Source organism: Streptomyces lusitanus (genome assembly GCF_042647945.1).
GTDB lineage: Bacteria > Actinomycetota > Actinomycetes > Streptomycetales > Streptomycetaceae > Streptomyces > Streptomyces pseudogriseolus.
The window spans coordinates 127,116-149,904 of record NZ_JBHRWL010000001.1; the positions used below are offsets into that span (position 1 = coordinate 127,116).

Annotated in this window: 22 protein-coding genes and 1 riboswitch; of the genes, 10 read left to right on the forward strand and 12 right to left on the reverse strand. The window is 72.8% G+C overall.

Annotation, left to right across the window (positions count from 1 at the left end; all coding sequences use genetic code 11):
- Window positions 1-39: 39 nt before the first annotated feature.
- On the reverse strand, window positions 40-1,206 hold the full coding sequence (gene nagA / locus ACFOSY_RS00690) for an N-acetylglucosamine-6-phosphate deacetylase (protein WP_394304770.1): 1,167 nt from the start codon (window positions 1,204-1,206) through the stop codon (window positions 40-42).
- Window positions 1,206-2,150 carry an ROK family protein gene (locus tag ACFOSY_RS00695; protein ID WP_394304771.1) on the reverse strand — a complete coding sequence of 315 codons (945 nt, stop codon included), beginning with the start codon at window positions 2,148-2,150 and terminating at the stop codon, window positions 1,206-1,208. The genes nagA and ACFOSY_RS00695 overlap by 1 nt, the downstream gene beginning before the upstream one ends.
- Window positions 2,151-2,301: 151 nt before the next feature.
- Here ACFOSY_RS00695 and ACFOSY_RS00700 point away from each other — a divergent pair, with 151 nt between their 5' ends.
- Together ACFOSY_RS00700 and ACFOSY_RS00705 are read left to right on the forward strand one after the other, a co-directional pair.
- The gene (locus ACFOSY_RS00700) at window positions 2,302-3,534 is read left to right on the forward strand and encodes an extracellular solute-binding protein (RefSeq protein WP_394304772.1); all 1,233 of its coding nucleotides are present in this window, start codon (window positions 2,302-2,304) and stop codon (window positions 3,532-3,534) included.
- Between the two features lie 17 nt (window positions 3,535-3,551).
- A complete protein-coding gene (locus ACFOSY_RS00705) occupies window positions 3,552-3,788 on the forward strand; it encodes a DUF3263 domain-containing protein (protein WP_006133876.1) in 237 nt (78 codons plus the stop codon).
- A 164-nt stretch (window positions 3,789-3,952) separates the two neighbouring features.
- Here the strand turns inward: ACFOSY_RS00705 and otsB are convergent, their stop codons facing one another.
- The 3 genes from otsB to ACFOSY_RS00720 form a co-directional block, all read right to left on the reverse strand.
- Window positions 3,953-4,813, reverse strand: coding sequence for a trehalose-phosphatase (gene otsB, locus ACFOSY_RS00710; protein WP_394304773.1), 861 nt, complete (start codon window positions 4,811-4,813; stop codon window positions 3,953-3,955).
- Window positions 4,814-5,023: 210 nt separating this feature from the next.
- Window positions 5,024-6,412, reverse strand: a complete 1,389-nt coding sequence (locus tag ACFOSY_RS00715; RefSeq protein ID WP_394304774.1) for an alpha,alpha-trehalose-phosphate synthase (UDP-forming) — start codon at window positions 6,410-6,412, stop codon at window positions 5,024-5,026.
- A 72-nt stretch (window positions 6,413-6,484) separates the two neighbouring features.
- Entirely contained in the window at window positions 6,485-7,453 is a 969-nt protein-coding gene (locus ACFOSY_RS00720) for a glucosyl-3-phosphoglycerate synthase (protein ID WP_394304775.1), read from the reverse strand.
- Window positions 7,454-7,587: 134 nt separating this feature from the next.
- A riboswitch (SAM riboswitch) is annotated at window positions 7,588-7,735 on the forward strand.
- A gap of 17 nt (window positions 7,736-7,752) precedes the next feature.
- On the opposite strand from ACFOSY_RS00720, the gene thrC reads away from it, so the two are divergent.
- The 6 genes from thrC to ACFOSY_RS00750 all read left to right on the forward strand — a co-directional run bounded on the left by thrC (window position 7,753) and on the right by ACFOSY_RS00750 (window position 15,127).
- Window positions 7,753-9,057, forward strand: coding sequence for a threonine synthase (thrC, locus tag ACFOSY_RS00725; RefSeq protein WP_394304776.1), 1,305 nt, complete (start codon window positions 7,753-7,755; stop codon window positions 9,055-9,057).
- 107 nt (window positions 9,058-9,164) lie between these two features.
- On the forward strand, window positions 9,165-9,440 hold the full coding sequence (locus ACFOSY_RS00730; RefSeq protein WP_006133871.1) for a ubiquitin-like small modifier protein 1: 276 nt from the start codon (window positions 9,165-9,167) through the stop codon (window positions 9,438-9,440).
- A gap of 430 nt (window positions 9,441-9,870) precedes the next feature.
- Window positions 9,871-10,074 (forward strand): cold-shock protein, encoded by a 204-nt coding sequence (locus tag ACFOSY_RS00735; protein WP_004986573.1) that lies wholly within the window; start codon window positions 9,871-9,873, stop codon window positions 10,072-10,074.
- Between the two features lie 394 nt (window positions 10,075-10,468).
- Entirely contained in the window at window positions 10,469-12,091 is a 1,623-nt protein-coding gene (groL, locus tag ACFOSY_RS00740; protein WP_225653786.1) for a chaperonin GroEL, read from the forward strand.
- Window positions 12,092-12,323: 232 nt separating this feature from the next.
- Window positions 12,324-13,451, forward strand: a complete 1,128-nt coding sequence (locus ACFOSY_RS00745; RefSeq protein WP_394304777.1) for an NADH:flavin oxidoreductase — start codon at window positions 12,324-12,326, stop codon at window positions 13,449-13,451.
- Window positions 13,452-13,645: 194 nt separating this feature from the next.
- Entirely contained in the window at window positions 13,646-15,127 is a 1,482-nt protein-coding gene (locus ACFOSY_RS00750) for an MFS transporter (protein ID WP_394304778.1), read from the forward strand.
- Window positions 15,128-15,553: 426 nt separating this feature from the next.
- On the opposite strand, the gene ACFOSY_RS00755 is transcribed toward ACFOSY_RS00750, so the two are convergent.
- The 3 genes from ACFOSY_RS00755 to ACFOSY_RS00765 are packed head-to-tail and all read right to left on the reverse strand — an operon-like array spanning window position 15,554 to window position 18,100.
- Window positions 15,554-16,123, reverse strand: coding sequence for a hypothetical protein (locus ACFOSY_RS00755; protein ID WP_394304779.1), 570 nt, complete (start codon window positions 16,121-16,123; stop codon window positions 15,554-15,556).
- A 49-nt stretch (window positions 16,124-16,172) separates the two neighbouring features.
- Window positions 16,173-17,108: an N-acetylmuramic acid 6-phosphate etherase gene (gene murQ, locus ACFOSY_RS00760; protein WP_394304780.1), complete on the reverse strand. Its 936-nt coding sequence runs from the start codon at window positions 17,106-17,108 to the stop codon at window positions 16,173-16,175.
- Window positions 17,109-17,164: 56 nt separating this feature from the next.
- A complete protein-coding gene (locus ACFOSY_RS00765; protein WP_394304781.1) occupies window positions 17,165-18,100 on the reverse strand; it encodes a MurR/RpiR family transcriptional regulator in 936 nt (311 codons plus the stop codon).
- 56 nt (window positions 18,101-18,156) lie between these two features.
- Here ACFOSY_RS00765 and ACFOSY_RS00770 point away from each other — a divergent pair, with 56 nt between their 5' ends.
- Together ACFOSY_RS00770 and ACFOSY_RS00775 are read left to right on the forward strand one after the other, a co-directional pair.
- The gene (locus ACFOSY_RS00770; protein ID WP_394304782.1) at window positions 18,157-18,546 is read left to right on the forward strand and encodes a hypothetical protein; all 390 of its coding nucleotides are present in this window, start codon (window positions 18,157-18,159) and stop codon (window positions 18,544-18,546) included.
- Complete coding sequence (locus ACFOSY_RS00775) at window positions 18,543-18,827, forward strand: DUF4031 domain-containing protein (RefSeq protein ID WP_394304783.1); 285 nt, start codon at window positions 18,543-18,545, stop codon at window positions 18,825-18,827. Before ACFOSY_RS00770 ends, ACFOSY_RS00775 begins: the two co-directional genes overlap by 4 nt.
- Window position 18,828: 1 nt before the next feature.
- Here the strand turns inward: ACFOSY_RS00775 and ACFOSY_RS00780 are convergent, their stop codons facing one another.
- From ACFOSY_RS00780 to ACFOSY_RS00795, 4 genes are all read right to left on the reverse strand, one after another.
- On the reverse strand, window positions 18,829-19,875 hold the full coding sequence (locus ACFOSY_RS00780) for a GNAT family N-acetyltransferase (protein WP_394304893.1): 1,047 nt from the start codon (window positions 19,873-19,875) through the stop codon (window positions 18,829-18,831).
- 34 nt (window positions 19,876-19,909) lie between these two features.
- Window positions 19,910-20,572 carry an HD domain-containing protein gene (locus ACFOSY_RS00785; protein ID WP_394304784.1) on the reverse strand — a complete coding sequence of 221 codons (663 nt, stop codon included), beginning with the start codon at window positions 20,570-20,572 and terminating at the stop codon, window positions 19,910-19,912.
- A gap of 353 nt (window positions 20,573-20,925) precedes the next feature.
- Window positions 20,926-21,810 carry an alpha/beta fold hydrolase gene (locus ACFOSY_RS00790; protein ID WP_394304785.1) on the reverse strand — a complete coding sequence of 295 codons (885 nt, stop codon included), beginning with the start codon at window positions 21,808-21,810 and terminating at the stop codon, window positions 20,926-20,928.
- Complete coding sequence (locus ACFOSY_RS00795; RefSeq protein WP_394304786.1) at window positions 21,807-22,733, reverse strand: Vgb family protein; 927 nt, start codon at window positions 22,731-22,733, stop codon at window positions 21,807-21,809. Before ACFOSY_RS00795 ends, ACFOSY_RS00790 begins: the two co-directional genes overlap by 4 nt.
- Window positions 22,734-22,789: the final 56 nt, after the last annotated feature.

Sequence of the window (22,789 nt, forward strand, 5' to 3'; positions counted from 1 at the left end):
CCCCGGGACCGGCCGCCGTCGGCCGATCCCGGGGACGGATCAGGCCAGTTGGGGAGCGACCGCCCATTCCCCCTTGCGCATCACGCCGACCAGCTCGAACGCGTCGTCCAGGACGACCAGGTCGGCGTCCTTGCCGGGCTCCAGCGAGCCGATGCGGTCGTCCAGGCCGAGCAGCCGCGCCGGGTTGGCGGAGACCGCCGCGACGACGTCCTCGACGGGCAGCCCGTCCACCGTCACCGCCCGCTTGAACGCGCGGTCCAGGGTGAGCGTGGAGCCGGCGATCGAACCGCCCTCCACCAGCCGGGCCACGCCGTCGGCGACCTCGACCTCCAGCGGGCCGAGCATGTAGCGGCCGTCGCCGAAGCCGGCCGCGTCCATCGCGTCGGTGATGAAGGCGACCCGGTCACGGCCCGCGTGGTGGAAGGCGAACTGGAGCGCCGCCGGGTGCAGATGCGTGCCGTCGTTGATCAGCTCGACGGTGACCCGCTCGTCCTCCAGCAGCGCGGCGATCGGGCCGGGGGCGCGGTGGCCGAGCGGCGGCATCGCGTTGAACAGGTGGGTGGCGACCCGCGCGCCCGCGTCGACGGCGGCGACCGTCTGCTCGTAGGTGGCGTCGGTGTGGCCGACGGCGGCGATCACGCCGTGCTCGACGAGCAGCCGTACGGAGTCCAGGCCGCCGGGGAGTTCGGTGGCGAGCGTCATCATCCGGGCGTGGCCGTGCGCCGCGTCGATCAGCTTGCGCACCTCCGCCGGGTCGGGGTCGCGCAGCAGGGTCTCGTCGTGCGCGCCCTTGCGGCAGGGGGAGATGAACGGACCCTCGAAGTGGATGCCGGCGATGTCGCCCTGCTGGGCCAGCTCCGCGAGCATCCCCGCGTGCCGGGCGAGGAAGTCCAGGTCGCCGGTGACGGCGGAGGCGACCACGGTGGTCGTGCCGTGGTGCAGGTGGGTGCGGACGCCCTGGAGGACGTCCTCGGCGGTGCCGCCGGCGAAGGAGACCCCGCCGCCGCCGTGGTTGTGGATGTCGACGAAGCCGGGGACCAGCCAGTGGCCCCGCAGATCGACCGTGCCGCCCTCGGGGGAGGGGGACGGGGAGGCGCCGGGCGCCGTGGCCGCGATGCGCGTGCCCTCGACGGTCACGCTCGCGCCGTCCACGGTCCCGGTGGGCAGGACCACCCGGGCACCGGTGAGAACCTTGGTGGGGGCCATCAGGTGGTTACCTCCGGGAGGTCGGTGGTCTCGATCAGGTCCCAGGCGAGAAGGCCCGCGCCCAGGCATCCTGCGGTGTCCCCGAGGGCCGCGGGGACCAGGGACGGCAGCTTCTGGAAGGTGACCCGCCGCCGGACGGCCTCCCGCAGCGGTGTGAACAAGGTTTCCCCCGCCTCGGCGAGCCCGCCACCGATGATCAGCGTGCGCGGGTCCAGCAGGGTGAGCGCGGTGACCAGCCCGTCGGCGAGCGCGTCCACCGCGTCCTGCCACACCCGCACGGCCCGCTCGTCGCCCGAGACGACGGCCTTGGCGCAGTCCGCCGCGTCCGCGTCCGGGTCGCCGCTCGCCTCGGCCCACGCCCGGCTCACGGCCGACGCGGACGCGTACCGCTCCAGGCAGCCACGCTGCCCGCAGGGACACTCCGTGCCGCCGGGCCGTACGACGACATGGCCGATCTCGCCCGCGAAGCCGTGCGCGCCGGCCTCGACCCTGCCGGCGATGCCGATGGCGCCCGCGATGCCGGTGCCGAGCGGGACGAACAGGAAGCGGTCGGCGCCGCGCCCGGCGCCGACGCGGCCCTCGGCGAGTCCGCCGGTGCGCACGTCGTGGCCGAGGGCCACGGGCACGCCGCCGAGTCGCTCGGCGAGCAGGGCGCGCAGCGGGACGTCCCGCCAGCCGAGGTTGGCGGCGTAGGCGGCGACTCCCTCCGCCTCGTCGACGATGCCGGGGACGGCGACGCCGGCGGCCGAGGCCGCCTCGCCGTGGGCGCGGATGCCGTGGGCGCGGAGCTCCGCCGCGAAGTCGAGGATGTCCTCGACCACCGCGTCCGGGCCGCGCTCGCGGCCGGTGGGGCGGCGGGCCCGGTGGAGCAGCTCGCCGTCCGCCCCGACCAGGGCGGCCTTCATCCCGGTGCCGCCCACGTCGAGGGCGATGACATGTCTCACGGGGAACAGTGTGGCCCGCCGACCCGCGAGAGGTCTAGTCCACTCACGTGGTGTAGACCTTAATCCGATAATCGGGACTACGGACGGCGCTGGGCGCCGGATCAGGGGAGAGCACGTGCGACGGCGGGTCAGGACAAGGACGATCGCGACGATGTCCGCGCTGGGACTGGCAGCGGTCCTCGGCGGATGCGGGGTCGGCGGCGTTTCCTCCGACGTGACCCTCACGCTGGTCGCCGCCGACTACGGCAACGGCGCGGCCGACAGCAGCGAGAAGTACTGGGCCGACCTGGTCGAGCGGTACGAGGCGGACCACCCCGACGTGGACGTCGAGGTCAGCGTGTACTCGTGGAACGACGTCGACCGCAAGGTCAAGGAGATGGTCGACGCCGGCAGCCCGCCGGACATGGCGCAGATCGGCGCCTACGCCGACTACGCCTCCCAGGGCCTGCTCTACCGGGCCGGCGACCTGCTCTCCATCCCCGTCCAGGCGGACTTCCTCTCGCAGCTCTCCGAAGCGGGCGAGGTCAGCAGCGTGCAGTACGGCATGCCGTTCGCGGCGTCCACCCGGCTGCTGTTCTACAACAAGTCGCTGTTCGCCGACGCCGGGCTCACCCCGCCCACGACCTGGGACGAACTGGTCGAGTGCGCCGAGGAACTCAAGGCGCGCGGCGTGAAGTACCCGTACGCGCTGCCCCTCGGCCCGGAGGAGGCGCAGGCCGAGACCCTCCAGTGGCTGCTGAGCGGCGACGGCGGCTACACCGACATCGGCGGTACCTACGGCATCGACTCCACGGAGAACATCGAGACCTTCAGCTGGCTGCGGGACGAACTGGTCGGCAAGGGCCTCACCGGGCCCGTCGCGCCCGGCAAGCTCGACCGCGCCAAGGCGTTCGAGGCGTTCGCCGCCGGGGACGTCGGCATGCTCAACGGGCATCCCTCGCTGATGGACCTGGCGCGCAAGAAGGGCGTGAAGTTCGGCATGGTACCGATCCCCGGCGCCGACGGCGCGACCTCGTCCACGCTCGGCGTGGCCGACTGGATGATGGCCTTCGAGAAGAACGGCCACCGCGACGAGATCGGCGACTTCCTCGACTTCGTCTACAGCGAGGAGAACGTGCTGGGCTTCTCCCGCGAGTACGACCTGCTGCCGGTCACCAACTCCGCGTCCCGGGCGATGGCGGCGTCGGGGCAGGACAAGGAACTCAAGCCGTTCCTGGACCAGTTGCCGCTGTCGGAGCTGTACCCGGTGGGCAAGACGTCGTGGGCGGCGGTGAACGCGGCGATCAAGCAGAAGATCGGCCGGGCCGTGGAGCCGGGTGGCAGCCCCGCGGGCGTCCTCGGCGAGCTCCAGGCGGCGGCCGTACGGGCGGACAACGCGGAGTAGCGGCTAGCCTGCCCGGCATGGGTGACGGTGAGGAACTGGGGCGACTCGAGCGGGACGTGCTCGCGCTGGAGCGGCGGGGGGCCGTGTCGCCGGGGGTGAAGGAGCGGGTGATCCGCGAGGAACTGGGGCTGGCGCCGGTGCGGTACTACCAGCTGCTGAACGCGCTGCTGGATGATCCGCGGGCGTTGGCCCACGACCCCGTGACGGTCAACCGCCTGCGGCGGGTACGGGAGGCGCGGCGGGCGGAGCGGTGAGGTTGTCCTCCGGGGCTCCGCCCCGGACCCCGCTCCTCGAACGCCGGAGGGGCTGACTCCCAGCCCGTCCGGCGTTTGAGGACGAGGCCCGCCAGGGCCGATGGGGGTCTGGGGCGTAGCCCCAGGGACGGGAAGGGAAAGGGCGGCGGGGGCGAGAGACTCGCTCAGGCGAGCCGCTCCGCCAACGCCCGCAGGAGTCCCACCACCCCCGACGGTCCGTCGACCACCAGGTCGGCCCGTTCACGGAGTTCCGTGACCTCCTCGCTGCCACTGCACACCAGCACCCCCGGCGTCCCGGACCCCCGCAACTTGTCCACCGCCGTGAACGCCGCCAGATCCCCCAGATCGTCCCCGGCGTACAGCACCGACTCCGCCCCGATCTCCCGCGCGTACCTCAGCAGCGCGACTCCCTTGTCCATCCCCGGCGGCCGCAGCTCCAGCACCATCCGCCCCGGCTCCACGACCAGCCCGTGCCGCGTCGCGAGGTCCGTCAGCGGCTCGTGCAGCGCCTCGAAGGCGGCCTGCGGGTCGGACGCCCTGCGGGTGTGGACGGCGACCGCCCGCCCCTTCTCCTCGATCCACGTGCCCTGCCACGCTCCCACCCGGTCCAGCAGCCCGGGCAGCTCCGCGCGGGCGGCGGCGACGCCGGGGTGCGGGGCGGGTGCGGTGACGGAACCCGTGACCGCCTCCCAGCGCTCGGCGCCGTAGTGGCCGAGCACCACCAGGTGCTCGAGACCGGGGACGCCGGCGAAACCACCGTGGCGGACGGCCACGCCCGGCGGGCGGCCGGTGACGACGGCCACGGAGGCGACCTTCGGGGCGAGCGCGGCGAGTGCGGGGACGGCGTCCGGGTGGGCGCGGGCCTGTTCCGGGTCGGGCACGATCGGGGCGAGGGTTCCGTCGAAGTCGAGGCCGATCAGGGCTTTGCCCGGGTGGGCCAGGAGGGCGTCCAGGCCGTCGCGCCCGGCCTGCGTGGTGGGCGCCGGCAGGGCGCCGGGGTCGGTGGAGTCCGTATGACTGGCCATAGCCTCAACCTATCCACGCACCCGGGATGTCACGCCTACGGGGCGCGCCGCCGCCTGCGGGCAGTCGTGCCGCTTGGGGCGGCACGGGTGGGCGCAGGCGGCACCCTCCAGCGGGCCTGCACTTCGCGCCCGTGCGGCCACTGGGGTGCCGGGGGCTGTTGCATGCCGGGTGCGGGGCGTGCGGGGCTGGGCGCGCAGTTCCCCGCGCCCCTAGGCGCGGAGTGCCTCCAGTTGGTCCAGGAACCACCGTGCCGGAGGCAACGCCGTCGCCGCCGCCGCAAGCCGCTTGCACCGCTCCGTCCGCTCCTCCGCCCCCAGCGACAGCGCCTCGTGCAGCGCCTCCCCCGTCTGCACCACGTCGTACGGGTTGACGGTGATCGCGTCCTCGCCCAGCTCCTCGTGCGCCCCCGCCTCCCGCGACAGCACCAGCGCGCAGCCCGTGTCGGAGACCAGCGGGACCTCCTTGGCGACCAGGTTCATGCCGTCGCGGATGGGGTTGACGAGGGCCACGTCGGCCAGCCGGTACGCGGCGAGGGAGCGGGCGAAGTCGTCCTTGAGGTGGAGCAGGACCGGGCGCCAGCCCGGGGTGCCGTACCGCTCGTTGATCTCCTCCGCGACCCGCTCCACCTCCGCCATGTAGTCGCGGTACACCGCGAGGTCCTGCCGGGACGGATAGGCGAAGGCGACGTGCACGACGCGTTCGCGCCACTCCGGGTGGTCGTCGAGCAGCTGCCGGTACGCCAGCAGGCCCCGCACGATGTTCTTGGACAGCTCGGTGCGGTCCACCCGGACGATCGTCCGGCGGCCCTCGCCGATCTCCTCCCGCAGAGCGACGATCCGCTCCTCGACGTCCTGTTCGTGGGAACGGGCGCGCAGGAGGTCCGCGTCGGCGCCCAGACCGTGCACCCCGACACGCGTGTCGCCGAGCCCGCCGGCGAACCGCTCGCAGCACGCGGTGAACGCGTCCGCCCAGCGGCGGGTGAGGAAGCCGAGCCGGTCGGCGCCGAGCATCCCGCGCAGCACCTGCCGCGCGATGTCGTCGGGCAGCATCGCGAAGTACTCGGGCGGCGCCCATGGCGTGTGCGAGAAGTGCCCGATGCGCAGGTCGGGACGGAGTTCGCGGAGCATGCCGGGGACCAGGGTCAGGTGGTAGTCCTGCACCAGGACGGCCGCGCCCTCGGCGGCCTCCTCGGCCAGCGCCTCGGCGAACGCGCGGTTGTACGTCTCGTAGGAGGCCCACCGGCGGCGGAACTCCGCGTCGAAGACCGGCTCCAGCGGCGTCTGGTACAGCATGTGGTGGACGAACCACAGCACCGAGTTCGCGATCCCGTTGTACGCGTCCGCGTGCACGCCCGCCGGGATGTCCAGCATCCGCACGCCGTCCTCGCCGACCCCGCGCCGCACCGCCTCGCGGTCGCCGTCGGACAGCGCCGAGCACACCCACAGGGCGCCCGACTCGGGGCCGATGGCCGAGAGGCCGGAGACCAGTCCCCCGCCGCCCCGCTTGCTCCTCAGCGAACCGTCGTCCGCCACCGCGTACGACACCGGCCCCCGGTTGGAGGCGACCAGCACCTGAGCTGCACCGAAGCTTGAAGCCATACGCCTCAACCTAGCCCGGCCCCCCGGGCCTCAAACGTGCCGGTGCGTCACACCGGCCGGCGGCGGTCGCGGTCAGGCCACCTGGCGCGCCTGGTACTCCGCGATCTCCGCCATCGGCGGCCGCTCCTCGGTGTCCACCGAGTACGTGCGCGGCTCGAAGGCGTCCCCGGCGCGCTCGAACTGGGTCAGCGACGGCCGCAGCATGTGCGCGCGGGCCAGCCGCAGCTGCGCGGTGCGGTAGATCGCGGCGGCCATCCGGCCCAGCGCCTGCCCGTCCTGGTGCCGGTGCTTGCGCACGCCCACGTCCACCTGCGCCAGCGCGTCCAGGCCCACCAGGTGCAGGGCGTCGACCAGCATGCCCAGCTCGACGCCGTACCCGACGGGGAACGGGAGCCGTTCGAGGAGGCCCCGGCGGGCCGCGTACTCGCCGCCCAGCGGCTGCACGAACCCGGCGAGCTGCGGCCAGTGCATGTTGAGCAGCGGGCGCGCCATCAGCTCCGTGACCCGGCCGCCCTGCCCGGCGCCCGCGCCCGTGGTGCTCCCGTCGGCCCGGGTCAGCGGGCGGTCGTACATGGCCTTGACCAGCTGGAGGTGGGGGTCCGTGAGCAGCGGGCCGACGATGCCGGTGACGAAGTCGGAGGAGAAGTCCCTGAGGTCGGCGTCGACGAAGCACACGATGTCGCCGCGGGTCACGAGCAGCGACCGCCACAGCACCTCGCCCTTGCCGGGCACGGCCGGTATGCGGGGCAGGATCACGTCCCGGTGCACCACCCGCGCGCCCGCCGCCGCGGCCGCCTCGGAGGTGCGGTCGGTGGAGCCGGAGTCGATCACCACGACCTCGTCGACCAGCGGCACCTGGTGCACCAGGTCGTGCCGGATGACGGAGACGATGTCCCCGACCGTGGCCTCCTCGTTCAGCGCGGGCAGCACCACGCTCACCGTCTGCCCCGAGGCCCGTTTCGCCGCCAGGATCCGGTGCAGGGGACGGTCGGCCACCGACCAGGAGCGCTCGATCAGCCAGCGCTCGACTTCTTCCAGCACAGTCCGGGCTCCTCACTGGCCGGTGATCCATCTCGGGGTTCGGACTGCTCTCTCCGCCGTCCGGGCCTTCGGTTACAGTCTTGAGCAACGCCGAGGGACCCCGCATCTTGGGGTCGTGGCGCACAACTGAACACCGCTCATCCAGAGGGGCAGAGGGACACGGCCCGATGAAGCCCCGGCAACCCTCCAGTCGGTTCCTGTCACGCGGACGTGGCGAGGCTCCCGGCTAGGGAAGGTGCCAAATCCGTCTCACGGCGAAGTGCGTCGTGAGGAAGATGAGGAGAAAGGGCCTCGCCTCCATGGCTGTGCAGACCGCTGCAAGCACCACCGACAGCACCACCGACACCGCGAACTCCGTCGACCTGGGTCCGGCCGCCGCGCTGTCCTGCCGCGAGTGCGGCCACCGTGTGCCCCTCGGCCCCGTCTTCGCCTGCGAGGAGTGTTTCGGCCCGCTGGAGATCGCCTACGACTTCTCCGGGTACGACACCGAAGAGCTCCGCAAGCGCATCGAGGCGGGTCCCGCGAACATCTGGCGCTACGCGCCCCTGCTGCCCGTCCCGGCCGACGTGGCCGACAAGCCGAACATCAACCCCGGCTGGACCAAGCTCGTCCACGCCGACAACCTCGCCCGTGAACTGGGCGTCGACGCCGGCAAGCTGTTCGTCAAGGACGACTCCGGCAACCCCACGCACTCCTTCAAGGACCGGGTCGTCGCCCAGGCCCTGGAGGCCGCGCGCGCCTTCGGCTTCACCACCCTGTCCTGCTCCTCCACCGGCAACCTGGCCGGCGCGGTCGGCGCCGCCGCCGCCCGGGCCGGCTTCCGCTCCTGCGTGTTCATCCCGCACGACCTGGAGCAGGGCAAGATCGTCATGGCCGCCGTCTACGGCGGCGAGCTCGTCGGCATCGAGGGCAACTACGACGACGTGAACCGCTTCTGCTCCGAGCTGATCGGCGACCCGGCCGGCGAGGGCTGGGGCTTCGTCAACGTCAACCTGCGGCCGTACTACGCCGAGGGCTCCAAGACCCTCGCGTACGAGATCTGCGAGCAGCTCGGCTGGCGTCTTCCCGACCAGCTGGTCGTCCCGATCGCCTCCGGCTCCCAGCTCACGAAGATCGACAAGGGGCTCCAGGAGCTGATCAAGCTCGGGCTCGTCGAGGACAGGCCGTACAAGATCTTCGGCGCCCAGGCCGAGGGGTGCTCGCCGGTGTCCACCGCCTTCAAGGCCGGGCACGACGTGGTCCGCCCGCAGAAGCCGGACACGATCGCCAAGTCGCTGGCGATCGGGAACCCGGCGGACGGGCCGTACGTGCTGGACATCGCCCGGCGGACCGGTGGGGCGGTGGAGGACGTCACGGACGCGCAGGTGGTCGAGGCGATCAAGTTGCTGGCGCGGACGGAGGGGATCTTCGCGGAGACCGCGGGTGGGGTCACGGTCGGCGTGACGAAGAAACTGATCGAGGACGGGGTGCTGGATCCGTCCCTCACGACCGTGGTGCTCAACACCGGGGACGGGCTCAAGACGTTGGACGCGGTGGCGGGGACCGGGTTGACCGCGACGATCCGTCCCAGCCTGGAGTCTTTCCGGGAAGCCGGGCTTGTCTGAGTCGTTCGTCCGCGGGCCGGTGGGGGTTGTTCGCGCCCACGCGGCGGTAGCCGCAAATCGAACACCGCCCCGCGCCCCTGGGGTTGTCACCTGACCGGAGGTTCAAAGTGAGCGTTACCGTTCGTATCCCTACCATTCTGCGCACCTACACCGGTGGCAAGGCCGAGGTCACCGCCGAGGGGGCCACCCTCGGCGAGGTCATCCAGGACCTGGAGAAGAACCACACCGGCATCGCCGCCCGTGTCCTGGACGACCAGGGCAAGCTGCGCCGGTTCGTCAACGTCTACGTCAACGACGACGACGTGCGCTTCGAGCAGGGGCTGGAGACGGCCACCCCGGCGGGTGCCGGCGTCTCGATCATTCCGGCGGTCGCCGGCGGCTGATCATTACCTTCGGTAATGACCGTTACCGAGCGTTTACGGCGTTGCCCCCTCCGTGAGAGATGCGGAGGGGGCAATTCCATGGGGTTGAGCGCGGTAGAGTTGGGGAACGCGCTCCTGATCCTTGAATCAGGAACTGTGAATTCCTGCCGCGGACCCGACTGGATGTAGCCAAAGTGCGGGCTTCTTTCGCGGCTTTTGTCTTCTTTGCCCGGCCCGACTTGCCCTGAATTCTGGCGAATTTTTGCCACATTCCGGATCGCTGGCGTCCAGATTTCTCGTCCGATTGACCTGTTGCAGACGGCAGTTGGACAGATACATTCAGCCGCGGTCGACGCGTTCCGGCGCACGCCCCCAACCGTTGGGGGGTGAGGTCTGACCCGGGTCCGCGAAGTGTGGATCTGTGCAAGGGCCAGTAATAGGGGAGTTAGGCATGGCTCAGGGCACCGTCAAGTGGTTCAACGCGGAGAAGGGGTACGGCTTCATCGCGGTCGACGGTGGTGCGGATGTTTTCGTCCACTACAGCGCGATCCAGATGGACGGCTACCGCACCCTTGAAGAGGGCCAGCGGGTCGAGTTCGAGATCTCGCAGGGTCAGAAGGGCCCGCAGGCCGACATGGTTCGCGTCACCGCCTGAACGCGCTACCAGCAGCACGCGACATCTTCTGCCGGCGACAGGGCCCGCACCTTCCGGGGTGCGGGCCCTTCGTCATGCCGCCAGGCGCACGCGCCGTGCGCGCCGTGTTCGCCCCCGGCTGAGCGCGGGCGCGAACCCTTGGCGCGTCTGGCCCGTACGGCCTTGCGAGCCTCTTCTGTCGTGGCGCCGCTCCGTGGGTGTGCCTTGCACTCTCGGGGGTCGAGTGCTAATCATTGGCGTTAGCACTCTGAAGGTGAGAGTGACAACGAAGGACCGGGTCGGTGAGGCCCGCCAGGCCGGGTGGGGCAAGGAACCACACGGCGGGCGAGCCGTCCGTCGCGGGCGCGGGCGCGGTCCGAAGGAATCACCCCCAGTCCTGGAGGGACCACTTCACATGGCCAAGATCATCGCGTTCGACGAGGAGGCGCGGCGCGGCCTCGAGCGCGGCATGAACCAGCTCGCGGACGCCGTGAAGGTGACGCTCGGCCCCAAGGGCCGCAACGTCGTCCTCGAGAAGAAGTGGGGCGCCCCCACGATCACCAACGACGGTGTCTCCATCGCCAAGGAGATCGAGCTCGAGGACCCGTACGAGAAGATCGGCGCCGAGCTGGTCAAGGAAGTCGCCAAGAAGACGGACGACGTCGCCGGTGACGGTACGACCACCGCGACCGTTCTCGCCCAGGCCCTGGTCAAGGAGGGCCTGCGCAACGTCGCCGCCGGCGCCAACCCGATGGCCCTGAAGCGCGGTATCGAGAAGGCCGTCGAGGCCGTCTCCGCCGCCCTGCTCGAGCAGGCCAAGGACGTCGAGACCAAGGAGCAGATTGCCTCCACGGCCTCCATCTCCGCCGCCGACGTCCAGATCGGCGAGCTCATCGCCGAGGCCATGGACAAGGTCGGCAAGGAAGGCGTCATCACCGTCGAGGAGTCCCAGACCTTCGGTCTGGAGCTGGAGCTCACCGAGGGTATGCGCTTCGACAAGGGCTACATCTCGGCGTACTTCGCCACCGACATGGAGCGTATGGAGGCCGTCCTCGACGACCCGTACATCCTGATCGCCAACTCCAAGATCTCCAACGTCAAGGACCTGCTCCCGCTCCTGGAGAAGGTCATGCAGTCGGGCAAGCCGCTGCTGATCATCGCCGAGGACGTCGAGGGCGAGGCCCTGTCGACCCTGGTGGTCAACAAGATCCGCGGCACCTTCAAGTCCGTCGCCGTCAAGGCCCCGGGCTTCGGCGACCGCCGCAAGGCCATGCTCGGCGACATCGCCATCCTCACGGGCGGCGAGGTCATCTCCGAGGAGGTCGGCCTCAAGCTGGAGAACGCCACCCTCGACCTGCTGGGCAAGGCCCGCAAGGTGGTCATCACCAAGGACGAGACCACCATCGTGGACGGCGCCGGCTCCGCCGACCAGGTCCAGGGCCGCGTGAACCAGATCCGCGCCGAGATCGAGAACAGCGACTCGGACTACGACCGCGAGAAGCTGCAGGAGCGCCTGGCGAAGCTCGCCGGCGGTGTGGCCGTCATCAAGGCCGGCGCCGCCACCGAGGTGGAGCTCAAGGAGCGCAAGCACCGCATCGAGGACGCCGTGCGCAACGCCAAGGCGGCCGTCGAGGAGGGCATCGTCGCCGGTGGTGGCGTGGCCCTGCTCCAGGCCTCCCAGGTGTTCGAGAAGCTGGAGCTCGAGGGTGACGAGGCGACCGGCGCCCAGGCCGTGAAGCTCGCGCTCGAGGCCCCGCTGAAGCAGATCGCCGTGAACGCCGGCCTCGAGGGCGGTGTCGTGGTGGAGAAGGTGCGCAACCTGACCCCGGGCCACGGCCTGAACGCCGCGACCGGCGAGTACGTCGACCTGGTCAAGGAAGGCATCATCGACCCGGCCAAGGTGACGCGCTCCGCGCTGCAGAACGCCGCGTCGATCGCCGCGCTGTTCCTCACCACCGAGGCCGTCATCGCCGACAAGCCGGAGAAGGCCGCGGCCCCGGCCGGCGGCGGCATGCCGGGCGGTGACATGGACTTCTGAGCCTGATCCGTCAGGTTCGGACCCGTCCGAGGTCCGGAGGGCGGCACTCCCCGCACAGGGGGTGCCGCCCTTCGGCGTGTCCGGGTGCGCGCCGCGGGGAGTGACGGGCGTCACGGGTGTCGGCGGGGGAGCGACGGAATGCCTGCCTCCTCACGCGGGTTCGACGAAGAGTGCGATCCATGCACGTACACATACCGTCGAGTATCCCGAGTATCCCCGAGGAGTCCCCCTGATGACCGTCGCCGCCTCCGAGGCCACCGGACGTGCCGCCGAGATCCTGGCCCGGCCCGTCGCCCTGAACGGGCTGACCGTGCCCAACCGCATCGTCATGGCGCCCATGACCCGCCAGTTCTCGCCGGGCGGCGTGCCGGGGGAGGACGTCGCGTCGTACTACGCCCGCCGGGCCGCCGCCGGGGTCGGACTGATCGTCACCGAGGGCACCTACGTCGGCCACCCGTCCGCCGGCATCAGTGACCGCGTCCCCCGGTTCCACGGGGAGGAGCAGCTGGCCGGCTGGGCGAAGGTCGCGGAGGCGGTGCACGCCGCCGGGGGCCGCATCTTCCCGCAGCTGTGGCACGTCGGCATGGTCCGGCAGCAGGGGAAGCCGCCGTTCCCGGAGGCGCTGGCGGTCGGCCCGTCGGGGCTGCGCCTGGACGGCACCGAGGGCGGCAAGGCGATGACCCAGTCCGACATCGACGACGTCGTGGCCGCGTTCGCCAGCGCGGCGGCCGACGCCGAGCGCATCGGCTTCGACGGCGTGGAGCTGCACGGCGCCCACGGCTACCTCATCGACCAGTTCTTGTGGGCGGGCACCAACCGCCGCACCGACGCCTACGGCGGCGACCCGGTGGCCCGCACCCGGTTCGCGGTCGAGATCGTGCAGGCGGTGCGCTCGGCCGTGTCGCCCGGGTTCCCGGTCGTCTTCCGGTTCTCGCAGTGGAAGGCCGACCACTACGACGCCCGGCTCGCCGAGACCCCCGAGGAGCTGGAGGCGATCCTCACCCCGCTCGCCACGGCCGGCGTCGACGCCTTCCACGCGTCCACGCGCCGATACTGGCTGCCCGAGTTCGACGGCTCCGACCTCAACCTGGCCGGCTGGACCCGCAAGCTGACCGGCCGGCCCGCGATCACCGTCGGCTCGGTCGGCCTGGACGGCGAGTTCGGCCGCGCCTTCCTGGGCGAGGGCGCCCCGCTGCGCGGCATCGACGACCTCCTCGACCGTCTGGAGCGCGACGAGTTCGACATGGTCGCGGTGGGCCGCGCGGTCCTTCAGGACCCGGAGTGGGCGGCCAAGGTGCTGGCCGGGCGCTTCGGTGAGCTGACGTCGTACGACGCGGCGTCGCTGACGTCGCTGAGCTGAGGCCGGCTGTGAGTCTCTGAGTCCGAGGCGCGGCGCCCTGGGGTACCTGGGGCGCCGCGCCCTTGCGTGCGCGGTGACCGAGGTGCGGCTGTCCCTGTCATGCGGGTGTCACGCAGTTTTCATTTGCTTGCGTCAATCAAGGGATATAAAGTTGCCTGAGTCAAGTAGAACTGACTCATCCGGAGACCTTCCTCATGTCCGACGCACCCGAACAGTCCGCCACGACCGGCACCGCCGCGCCGCCGAGGACGGGTGCCGTGGTACCCGTGCTGGCGCTCAGCGGGATCGTCGTCTCGCTGATGCAGACGCTGGTGATCCCGATCGTGGGGCAGCTGCCCCAGTATTTGAACGCCTCGCCGTCGGACGCCGCCTGGGCCGTCACCGCGACCCTGCTGGCCGCCGCCGTCGCCACCCCCGTGATGGGCCGGCTCGGCGACATGTACGGCAAGCGGCGCATGCTGCTGGTCAGCATGGCCATGCTGGTCGTCGGCTCCGTCGTCGCCGGACTCAGCGACAGCCTCACCCCGATGATCGTGGGCCGCGCCCTCCAGGGCCTGTCGTCCGGCGTCATCCCGCTGGGCATCAGCATCCTGCGTGACGAGCTGCCCGCGGAGCGGCTCGGCTCCGCCACCGCGATGATCAGCGCCTCGCTCGGCGTCGGCGGCGCGCTCGGACTGCCGCTGGCCGCGCTGATCGCCGACAACTTCGACTGGCACGCGCTGTTCTGGACCTCCGCCGCGCTCGGCGTCGTCGCCCTCGGGCTGGTCCTCGCGCTGGTGCCCGAGTCGAAGGTGCGGACCGGCGGGCGGTTCGACGTGGTGGGCGCGGCCGGTATGGCGGCCGGGCTGATCTGTCTGCTGCTGGCGATCTCCAAGGGCGGCGACTGGGGCTGGACCAGCGGCACCACGCTGGGCCTGTTCGCCGCGGCCGTCGTCGTCCTGGTCGGCTGGGGCTTCTTCGAGCTGCGCACCGAGGGGCCGCTGGTGGACCTGCGCACCACCGTCCGCCCGCAGGTGCTGATCACGAACCTCGCCTCCGTGGCGATCGGCTTCGCGATGTTCTCCATGTCGCTGGTCATCCCGCAGGTGCTCCAGCTGCCGGAGCAGACCGGCTACGGCCTGGGCCAGTCGCTGCTGAGCGCCGGTCTGGTGATGGCGCCGTCCGGCCTGGTGATGATGGCACTGGCCCCGGTCTCCGCGCTGGTCACCCGCGCGCGGGGGCCGAAGGTGACGCTGATGATCGGCGCGCTGATCGTGGCCGCGGGCTACGGGCTGAACGTCGCGCTGATGAGCGAGGTCTGGCACTTCGTGCTGGCGTCCTGCGTCATCGGCGCGGGCATCGGCTTCTGCTACGGGGCCATGCCGACCCTGATCATGGGCGCCGTGCCCGCCTCCGAGACGGGCGCCGCGAACAGCCTCAACACCCTGATGCGCTCCATCGGCACGTCCGTGGCGAGCGCGGTCGCCGGTGTGGTGCTGGCGCAGATGACGACGCGGTTCGGCCCGTACGCGCTGCCGTCCGAGGACGCCTTCCGTACGGTCCTCGCCCTGGGCGCGGGCGCGGCGCTGCTGGGCTTCGTGGTGGCGGCGTTCATCCCGAAGCAGAGGGGCACCGCCGGGGCGGAGTCGCTCGTCACCGAGGGCGCGGGACAGGCGGCGGAGCCGGCGAAGGCGTGAGGCCTGCAGGAGCGTGAGCGAAACGACGGCGGCCGCCGCCCCGGAAACACCGGGACGACGGCCGCTGTTCGCTGTCCGCGCGCGATGGGACTCGGTCGCCTCGGAGCAGCGGGGCGCCGCCCAGACGTGGCCGCCGCCGTCACGCGGCCGAACGGCGGCCGCCGTTGGTCGTCCGGTTCGAGAGGGCTCGGTCGCTTCGACGTAGCGGGGCGCCGCCCGGGCGGGGCCGGCCGTCGCCGACGGGACGGGGCAGGCCGCCGAGTCGGCCAAGGCGTGACGCCCGTCGCCCACGCGGGCCGATCGGCCGCCGTACCGGGCCGGCGCCCGCCCGTTGATCGTCCGGTTCGAGGGGGCTCAGCCGCCTCGGAGCATGGGAGGTGCCGCCCAGGCGATGTCGGCGTCCGGCCGCCGCGCGGCGCCGGTGGCTCAGAGGTTGCCCATCGGTTCGATGTCCACGCGGACCGGGGTGCCCCAGATGCGGAGGACCTCGTAGTCGGTGAACTCGTGGACGACGCGGTAGGCCATCGCCGGGTGCGGGGCGCGGAGTTGGGCCTTGACGAAGAGTTCCGCCTCGCGGCGGTCGCGGCGAGGCGTGCCGCACAGCTGCCACGCCTGGCCGTTCCACATCTCCGGCAGCCAGCGCTGCTGCGGCTGCGGGCGGTCGCCCCGCACCCCGTACCGGGAGGGGGTCGGATCGGCGGGGCGGGCCTGCGGGGCCGGACCGTTGAACTCGGCGCGGCGGGCGGCGCGGCGCCGGGTCTCGCAGAGCAGGCACAGGTCCGGGGCGCTCTCGTCGACCGGTCCTGTGGGGTGCTCGGCGCAGCGGGTGCTGGGCGGCGCCGTGGTCACGGTGTCCTCCAGCAGGTCCAGCGCCCGCCGCAGGTCGCCCCGCACCTCGTGCAGCCGGGCGTCCGGGGTGTCGGCGGACAGGGCCTCGCCGTGCTCACCGAGCACACGCAGGGCCCGGCCGAGGGCGGTGAGCTGTGCGTGGTTCATGGTGGAATCTCCGACGTGGGGGACCGCTCCAGTATCCCAGCCCGTACGGTCAGCTTCCCGCGGCCGCCAGCGCCGCCCGCAGATGCCCGTCGGCCTCGTCGAGCAGCCGGGCCGCCGTCGGCCCGTCCACCCCGGCCAGCAGTACCAGGATCGCGTGCTTGACCTCGCCGTCCGTGGCCGCGAGGGCGCGCTCCACGTCCTCGTCGCCGGCGCCCGTCACCTGGGCGACGATCCGGCGTGAGCGGGCGCGCAGCTTCTCGTTGGAGGCGCGCACGTCGACCATCAGGTTCCCGTAGGTCTTGCCCAGCCGGATCATCGTGATCGTCGACAGCATGTTCAGCACGAGCTTCTGCGCCGTGCCGGCCTTGAGGCGGGTGGAGCCGGTGAGGAACTCCGGGCCCACGACCACCTCGATGCCGTGCTCGGCCGCCGCCGCGAGCGCGCTGTCCCGGTTGCACGACAGCCCCACGGTGAGCGCCCCGCGCGCGCGGGCGTACGCGACGGCGCCGACCGCGTACGGGGTGCGGCCGGAGGCGGAGACCCCGACCACCGTGTCGTCCGGGGTGAGGCCGAGCGCGGCGAGGTCGGACTCGGCCAGCTCGGGGGAGTCCTCGGCGCCCTCGACGGAGGTGACCATGGCGTCCGGGCCGCCCGCGATCAGGCCGACGACCCGCGCCGGGTCGGTGTTGAAGGTGGGCGGGCACTCGGAGGCGTCCAGCACGCCCAGCCGCCCCGCCGTGCCCGCGCCCGCGTAGACGAACCGCCCGCCGCGCGCCATCCGCGCGGCGATGGCGTCGATCGCGGCGGCGATCGCCGGGACCTGCTCGGCGACGGCGCCCGCGACCGTGGCGTCCTCGGCGTTCATCAGCCGCGCGATCTCGAGCGTGGGCAGCCGGTCGACGTCCGCCAGCTCCGGCCGGAACGCCTCGGTGGTCAGGGTCTCGAGCTGGGAGCGCAGATCACGGTCGCGGGAGGTGGAGGTCATGGGCGGTGTTCTTTCGGTCGGGGCCGGCGGCTCGGAAGGGGGTACGGCGTCGCTTCTCACGAGCCCCTGCGGGTCGCCCGGTGCCGGTGCGCCAGCGCCTCGTACGACGCCGACAGGGCGGGCGCGGCGGCGTCGTAGGTGCGCTGGGCGACACCCACGAACAGGCAGTCCACGACCAGCAGTTGGCCCGTACGGGAGGACATCGCGGCCGGGCGCAGCTCGCTCTCGCGGGCCGTGGACGTGGTCAGGACGTGGTCGGCGTACTGCGTGACGGGGCTGTCGGGGCGGCCGGTGACGGCGACCGTCGTCGCGCCGCGCTCGAAGGCCACCCGGAGCGGCTCGATGACGTCCCCGGTGGTGCCGGAGTGGGTGATGGCGATCGCCACGTCGCCGGAGCGCAGCTGCACGGCGTTGGTGACGGCCAGGTGCGGGTCGCTGTGGGCGTGCGCCATCAGGCCTATGCGCAGCAGCTTCTGGGTGAGATCCTGGGCGACCAGCCCCGACGCGCCGACGCCGTACACATCGGTGCGGCGGGCGCCCGCGAGGGCGGTCACGGCGGCGGCGAGCTGGACGGTGTCCAGCCCGGCGGCGGTGTCGGCGAGGGTCTGCTGCTCGTCGTAGGCGAGCTTGGCGACCACGTCGGCGATGGGGTCGTCCACGGCGATGTCGGTGGTGATCGCGGGGGCGCGCCCGGACTGCTGCTGGGCGGCCAGGCCGGCCAGGGCGAGCCGCAGGTCGCGGTAGCCCGGGTAGCCGAGCAGGCGGGCCGTGCGGACGACGGTGGCCTCGCTGGTGCCGGTCAGCTCGGCGAGGCCGGTGACCGTGAGTGCCGCGCAGCCTGCCGGGTCGTCGGCGACGGCCTCGGCGACGCGCTGCATGGAGCGCGTCATCGACGGGGCCAGCGTCCGCACCTTGGCCGCGAGGGCGGCGGGCGCGGGCGGAGCGGGTGGGGCGCCGGCGCTCCCGAAAATTTCCTTCACGTCATTGGTCACGAAATGAAAGATATTTTCGCCCCGGGCTCCCGGTCAAGAGTGCGCACAATGGGGACATGGACCCCGAGCGTGACCCTGGCCCTCCCCCGCCCCTGGAACAAGCGTTGCACGCGGCGCGCGCCCTCGTGCTGGCCGACCTCGTCGCGCGCGGGGTCGCCGAGGCGGACGTCGTGTCCCTCGTCGAGGACTCCGTCGCGCACCGCCGCTGGTGGGTCGAACAGTGGCCGGAGGGTGTCGGCTTCCTGGCCGGTCTGGTCGCGCAGGACGTGCAGGACGCCCTGCTGGAGCGGTACGGACGCTGGCCGCTGTGCCCGGTGTGCGGCAGCGGCGACCCGCACGCGCTGGAGGTGGAGCCGGAGCTGGGACCCGACCCGCACTGGGTGTGCCACAAGGCGGGTGTGAAGGTCGCGGCGGTCGGCGGACTGGGTGAGGCGAGCCCCTCGTGACGGTCTACATCGACCCGCCCGCCTGGCCCGGGCACGGCCGCCTGTGGTCCCACCTGGTGAGCGACGTCTCGTTCGCCGAGCTGCACCTGTTCGCCGCCGGCCTGGGCGTGCCCCGCCGCGCCTTCGAACGCGACCACTACGACATCCCCTCGCACCGGTACGCGGACGCGGTGCGCGCGGGCGCGGTCGAGGTCAGCAGCCGCGAGGTGGTGCGGCTGCTGCACGGGGCGGGACTGCGGCGGCGCAAGGGGGCGGCCGGGCGGACGGGCGGTACGCAGTAGATCAGGCGGCGCGCAGCTCGTAGGTGATGTGCCCCTCCCGCCGCGACACCTCGGTGAACCCGGCCCGCGTGACGACCTTCTGCGACGGCACGTTCGTCTCCTCGACGACGGCCACCACGGTGTGCACGGCGTCCTGGCCGAGCGCCCACGCCGACAGGGTGCGCAGCGCCTCGGTCGCGTAGCCGTTCCCGCGTGCCTCCACCACCAGGTCGTAGCCGATCTCCACCCGGCCCTCGGCGCCGGGCGGGCCGTGGAAGCCCATCGCGCCCACCGCGCGGTCGTCCTCCCGGCGCACCAGCACGTACATGCCCCACTCCGGGACGAACGCGCCCTCCTCGTACTGCGCGACCCCGATCCCCGCGCCCACCCGCGTGCCCTCCGCGGGGGCGCCGCCGACCCATGTGAAGCCGCCGTCGCCCGCGACGGACAGGCTCGCGCCGACCGCCGGCGTGACGCCCTCCAGGTCGAGCCGCTCGGAGCGCAGCACCGGGTTGTTGCACCAGCGCCAGGCGGTCACCGGCTCCCGCCCCGGCAGCTCGCCGCGGCCGGTCGCCCACAGTAGCGTCGGCCAGGGCGCCGGCCCCGGCCGGACGCGCGGGAAGATCCGCGTCAGCACGAACTCGCAGAGCTCTGCGGGCGGTTCGTACGCCACGCCCAGCCCCTCGGCCATGTCGTGCGTGTGCAGCAGCACCTCGGCGACGCCCATCGCGGCGAAGCCCTCGCGGTTCGCGTGCCGGAACGGGTACGGGTGGAAGGCGCGCACGGAGCGGGGGGTGGTGCGGACGGCGGCGGCGAGGAGGGCGCCGGTGGTGGTGATCACGTGGAGGATGCCGGCGTTGTCGGCGTCCCCGTCGAGCGCGATGTCGAAGGGCACGTACGCGTCCTGCGCCCGCCCGGCGAGCTGTCCCGCGTACGCGACGAGATCGCTCGCGACGTGCGCGGCCGTCTCGCGGCAGCTCCACTCCAGCCGTCCCGCCCGGACCGCCGTCCAGTCGCGGTCGGTGACCGCCCCCAGGGCCGCCATGCTGTGCGCGACGGCCTGCTCCACCTGTTCCGCTCCTGATGCATGCATGACGGGGAGGCTATGCGGAGGGCGACGGCGGGGGCGACAGCATTTCCAGTTCGCCGCGCAGGTTGTACCGGGCGGTGGCCTCCCAGTGCTCCTGCCCGTACGGGGTGCGGAACAGGCGGCGCAGACCGAGGAGTTGGCGCAGGACGTCGGCGCGGCCCTCGCGGAAGGCGTCGCTGGGCACGAAGTGGTACTCCTCGCGGACGGCGGCGGTGTAGGCGGCGTACGCCGACGGCGCGGCGGCGAGGATCGCGAGGTCGGCGTCGCACAGCACCTGGCCGTTCCGGTCGCCGTCGGCGGGGTCGTGCGTCACGGTGAGCCGCACCAGCCGGGCGACCTCCTCGGTCTTCTCCGCGGACACCCCGGCCTCCGGCAGCGCGCGCTCGGCGAGCCGGGCGGACCGCTCCTCGTTCTCGGACCGGTCCGGCAGGTAGACGGCGTCGTGGAACCACGCGGCGAGCCGTACGGCGTCGGGGTCGTCGGCGTGGCCCGCCAGCTCGTCGACGCGGTCGAGGACCGCGGTGAGGTGATCCACGGTGTGGTACCGCCGCTGCGGCTCCCGCCAGCGCGCGATCAGATTCTCCGCGTACGGCACGGGGTCCGGCCCCTCCACGGCTCCCCGGGCCCCTTCGAGGGCGCGGACGAAACGGGCACGCAGGTCTTGGGTGTCGGCCATGCGCCCATTGTTTCCGGTGCGCGCCCCGACGTCACAGCGGCAGCTCCGCCCGCACGGTCTTGCCGGGTCCGCCGTCCGCGCGCGGCACGACACGGACCCGGGTCGCAAGGCCGCGACCTCCGGGGCTCCCTCGCCGTGTCCCCCGCCTCCTGGTCCGCCTTCGTCGACCACACCAGCCGCTGCCACTGACCGGAAACGGACGTCAACGGGGCACAACGGTCGGTTTGACCGTCGCAGGAGTGCCTTGGCAGCATCGGCCGTAGCAAACACACAAGGTGCATTCGGCTGCACCAGGTCCTGGGGCCGCTCCTTCGGGGGCGGCCCGAGTGCTGTCCGGGCCTCGCCGGCACCCGTCACCGGCCGGTGGACGTCCCGGTCCTCGTCAGCAGGCTGCTGGGGATCGGGCCCGGGTGGGTCCACAGGAGGGAGCCGCCGGCTTCCGGGACGACGTGGCGGCGGGCGCCGGGGATGCCGGAGGCCAGGCGGTGGCCGTGGTCCGGTGAGTGGCTGGTGTCGTGCTCGCCGTACCAGACGTCGACCGGGACCGTGATGTCCGCCAACGCGAACGGCCAGCGCCCCATCGCCAGGACCGTGTCGCGGGCGTAACCGGCCGCCGCGCCCTGGGCGAAGCCCTCCTCCAGCGAGCGGCGGTAGGCGTCGGCGAAGCCGGGTTCCTGATAGACCGCCAGGTCACAGGCGACGCCCGTGGTCGTCACCATCGCCCGCATCGCCTCCGCGTCGAATCCCGCGAAGAACTCCTCCGCCCCGGCCGGATCGGCGGCGACCCTGTCGACGAGCCCCCGCACCTCCGCCGGCAGCGCGTCGGCGAACTCCTCGGCCGCGATCTCGTCCGCGCCGGAGACGACCGCCACCCCGGAGACGACGCCTTCCGCCGCGCACGCGAGGGAGAACGGCGCGCCCTGCGAGTTGCCGACGACGGCCGGGCGTCCCAGCTCCCGCACCTCGGTGAGGTGTCGGATGTCCTGGGCGAAGTCGGCGAACGTCCGGCCCGGCGCCGGCGTCGACGCGCCGAGTCCCGGGCGGTCCACGGAGATCAGCCGCACCCCGAGCGCCCTGACGGCGTCCGGACCGAAGCCGAGCCGTCTGCTGGTGGCCGCGCCCGGACACAGCAGCACCGGCGTGCCGTCCGGCGGCCCCCACTCGGCCCACCCGAGGAGGCGTCCGTCGGGCAGGCGGGTCTCACCGAGCCGGGCCGGATCCTCGACGTACGCCGTCACGGCAGTGGCCTCTCCACCCTGGCCACCCCGCCCGACTCCAGGGCCGTCCACAGTGCGCCGTCCGGGCCCACGGTGATGCCGTGGGGTTCGCAGGACGGGTCCGGGAGGGCGTGTTCGGTGATCTCGCCGGTCCCCGTGATGCGGCCGACGCGGCCCGTGCCCCATTCCGTGAACCAGCACTCGCCGTCGGCCGCCGCGACGACGGCGTGCGGTTTGGCCGCGGGGTCGGGGAGGGGGAACTCCGTGATCCGGCCGTCCGCCGAGATCCTGCCGATCCGGCCCGCGAGGATCTCCGTGAACCAGACGGCCCCGCCGTCCGACGCGATCCCGACCGGCCCGGCGGCGTCGGTGGGCAGGGGGTGCACGGCGGTGTCGCCGTCAGGCGTGAGGCGGCCGATCGCGTTCGCGCCGTTCAGCGTGAACCACAGCGCCCCGTCCGGCCCCGTCGTGATCGCGGAGGGGAAGCCGCCCTCGACCGGGAGGGCGAACTCGGTGACCTCCCCGTCGACGGTGATCCGGCCGATGCGGTCGCCGGTCGTCTCCGTGAACCACAGCGCGCCGTCCGGTCCCGCCGTGATGCCGTACGGACCGCCGTCGGGCGTCGGCAGGGCGAAGGACGTCACCTGGCCGTCGACCGTGACCCGCCCGATCCGGTGGTCCTGGAAGCGGGTGAACCACAGCGCGCCGTCCGGTCCGGGCGCGATGACCGTGGGACGGCAGTCGGCCGGGTCCAGGGCGTACTCCTCGTACGCGCCGTCCGGACCGAGCCGGGCGACACCGCCGCGGTGGACCAGGGTGAGCCAGAGCGCGCCGTCGGGGCCGGCCGTGATGCCGTACGGCCCGGCCTTGTCGTCCGTGAGGCGGAACTCCCTGACGGAGGGGGTGTGAGGGGACGGCACATCAACTCCCGGGGGGACGGTCATCCCGGCACCCTGTCCGGGCGGGACACCCGGCGCAACCGCATTTCGAACGGAGGGCT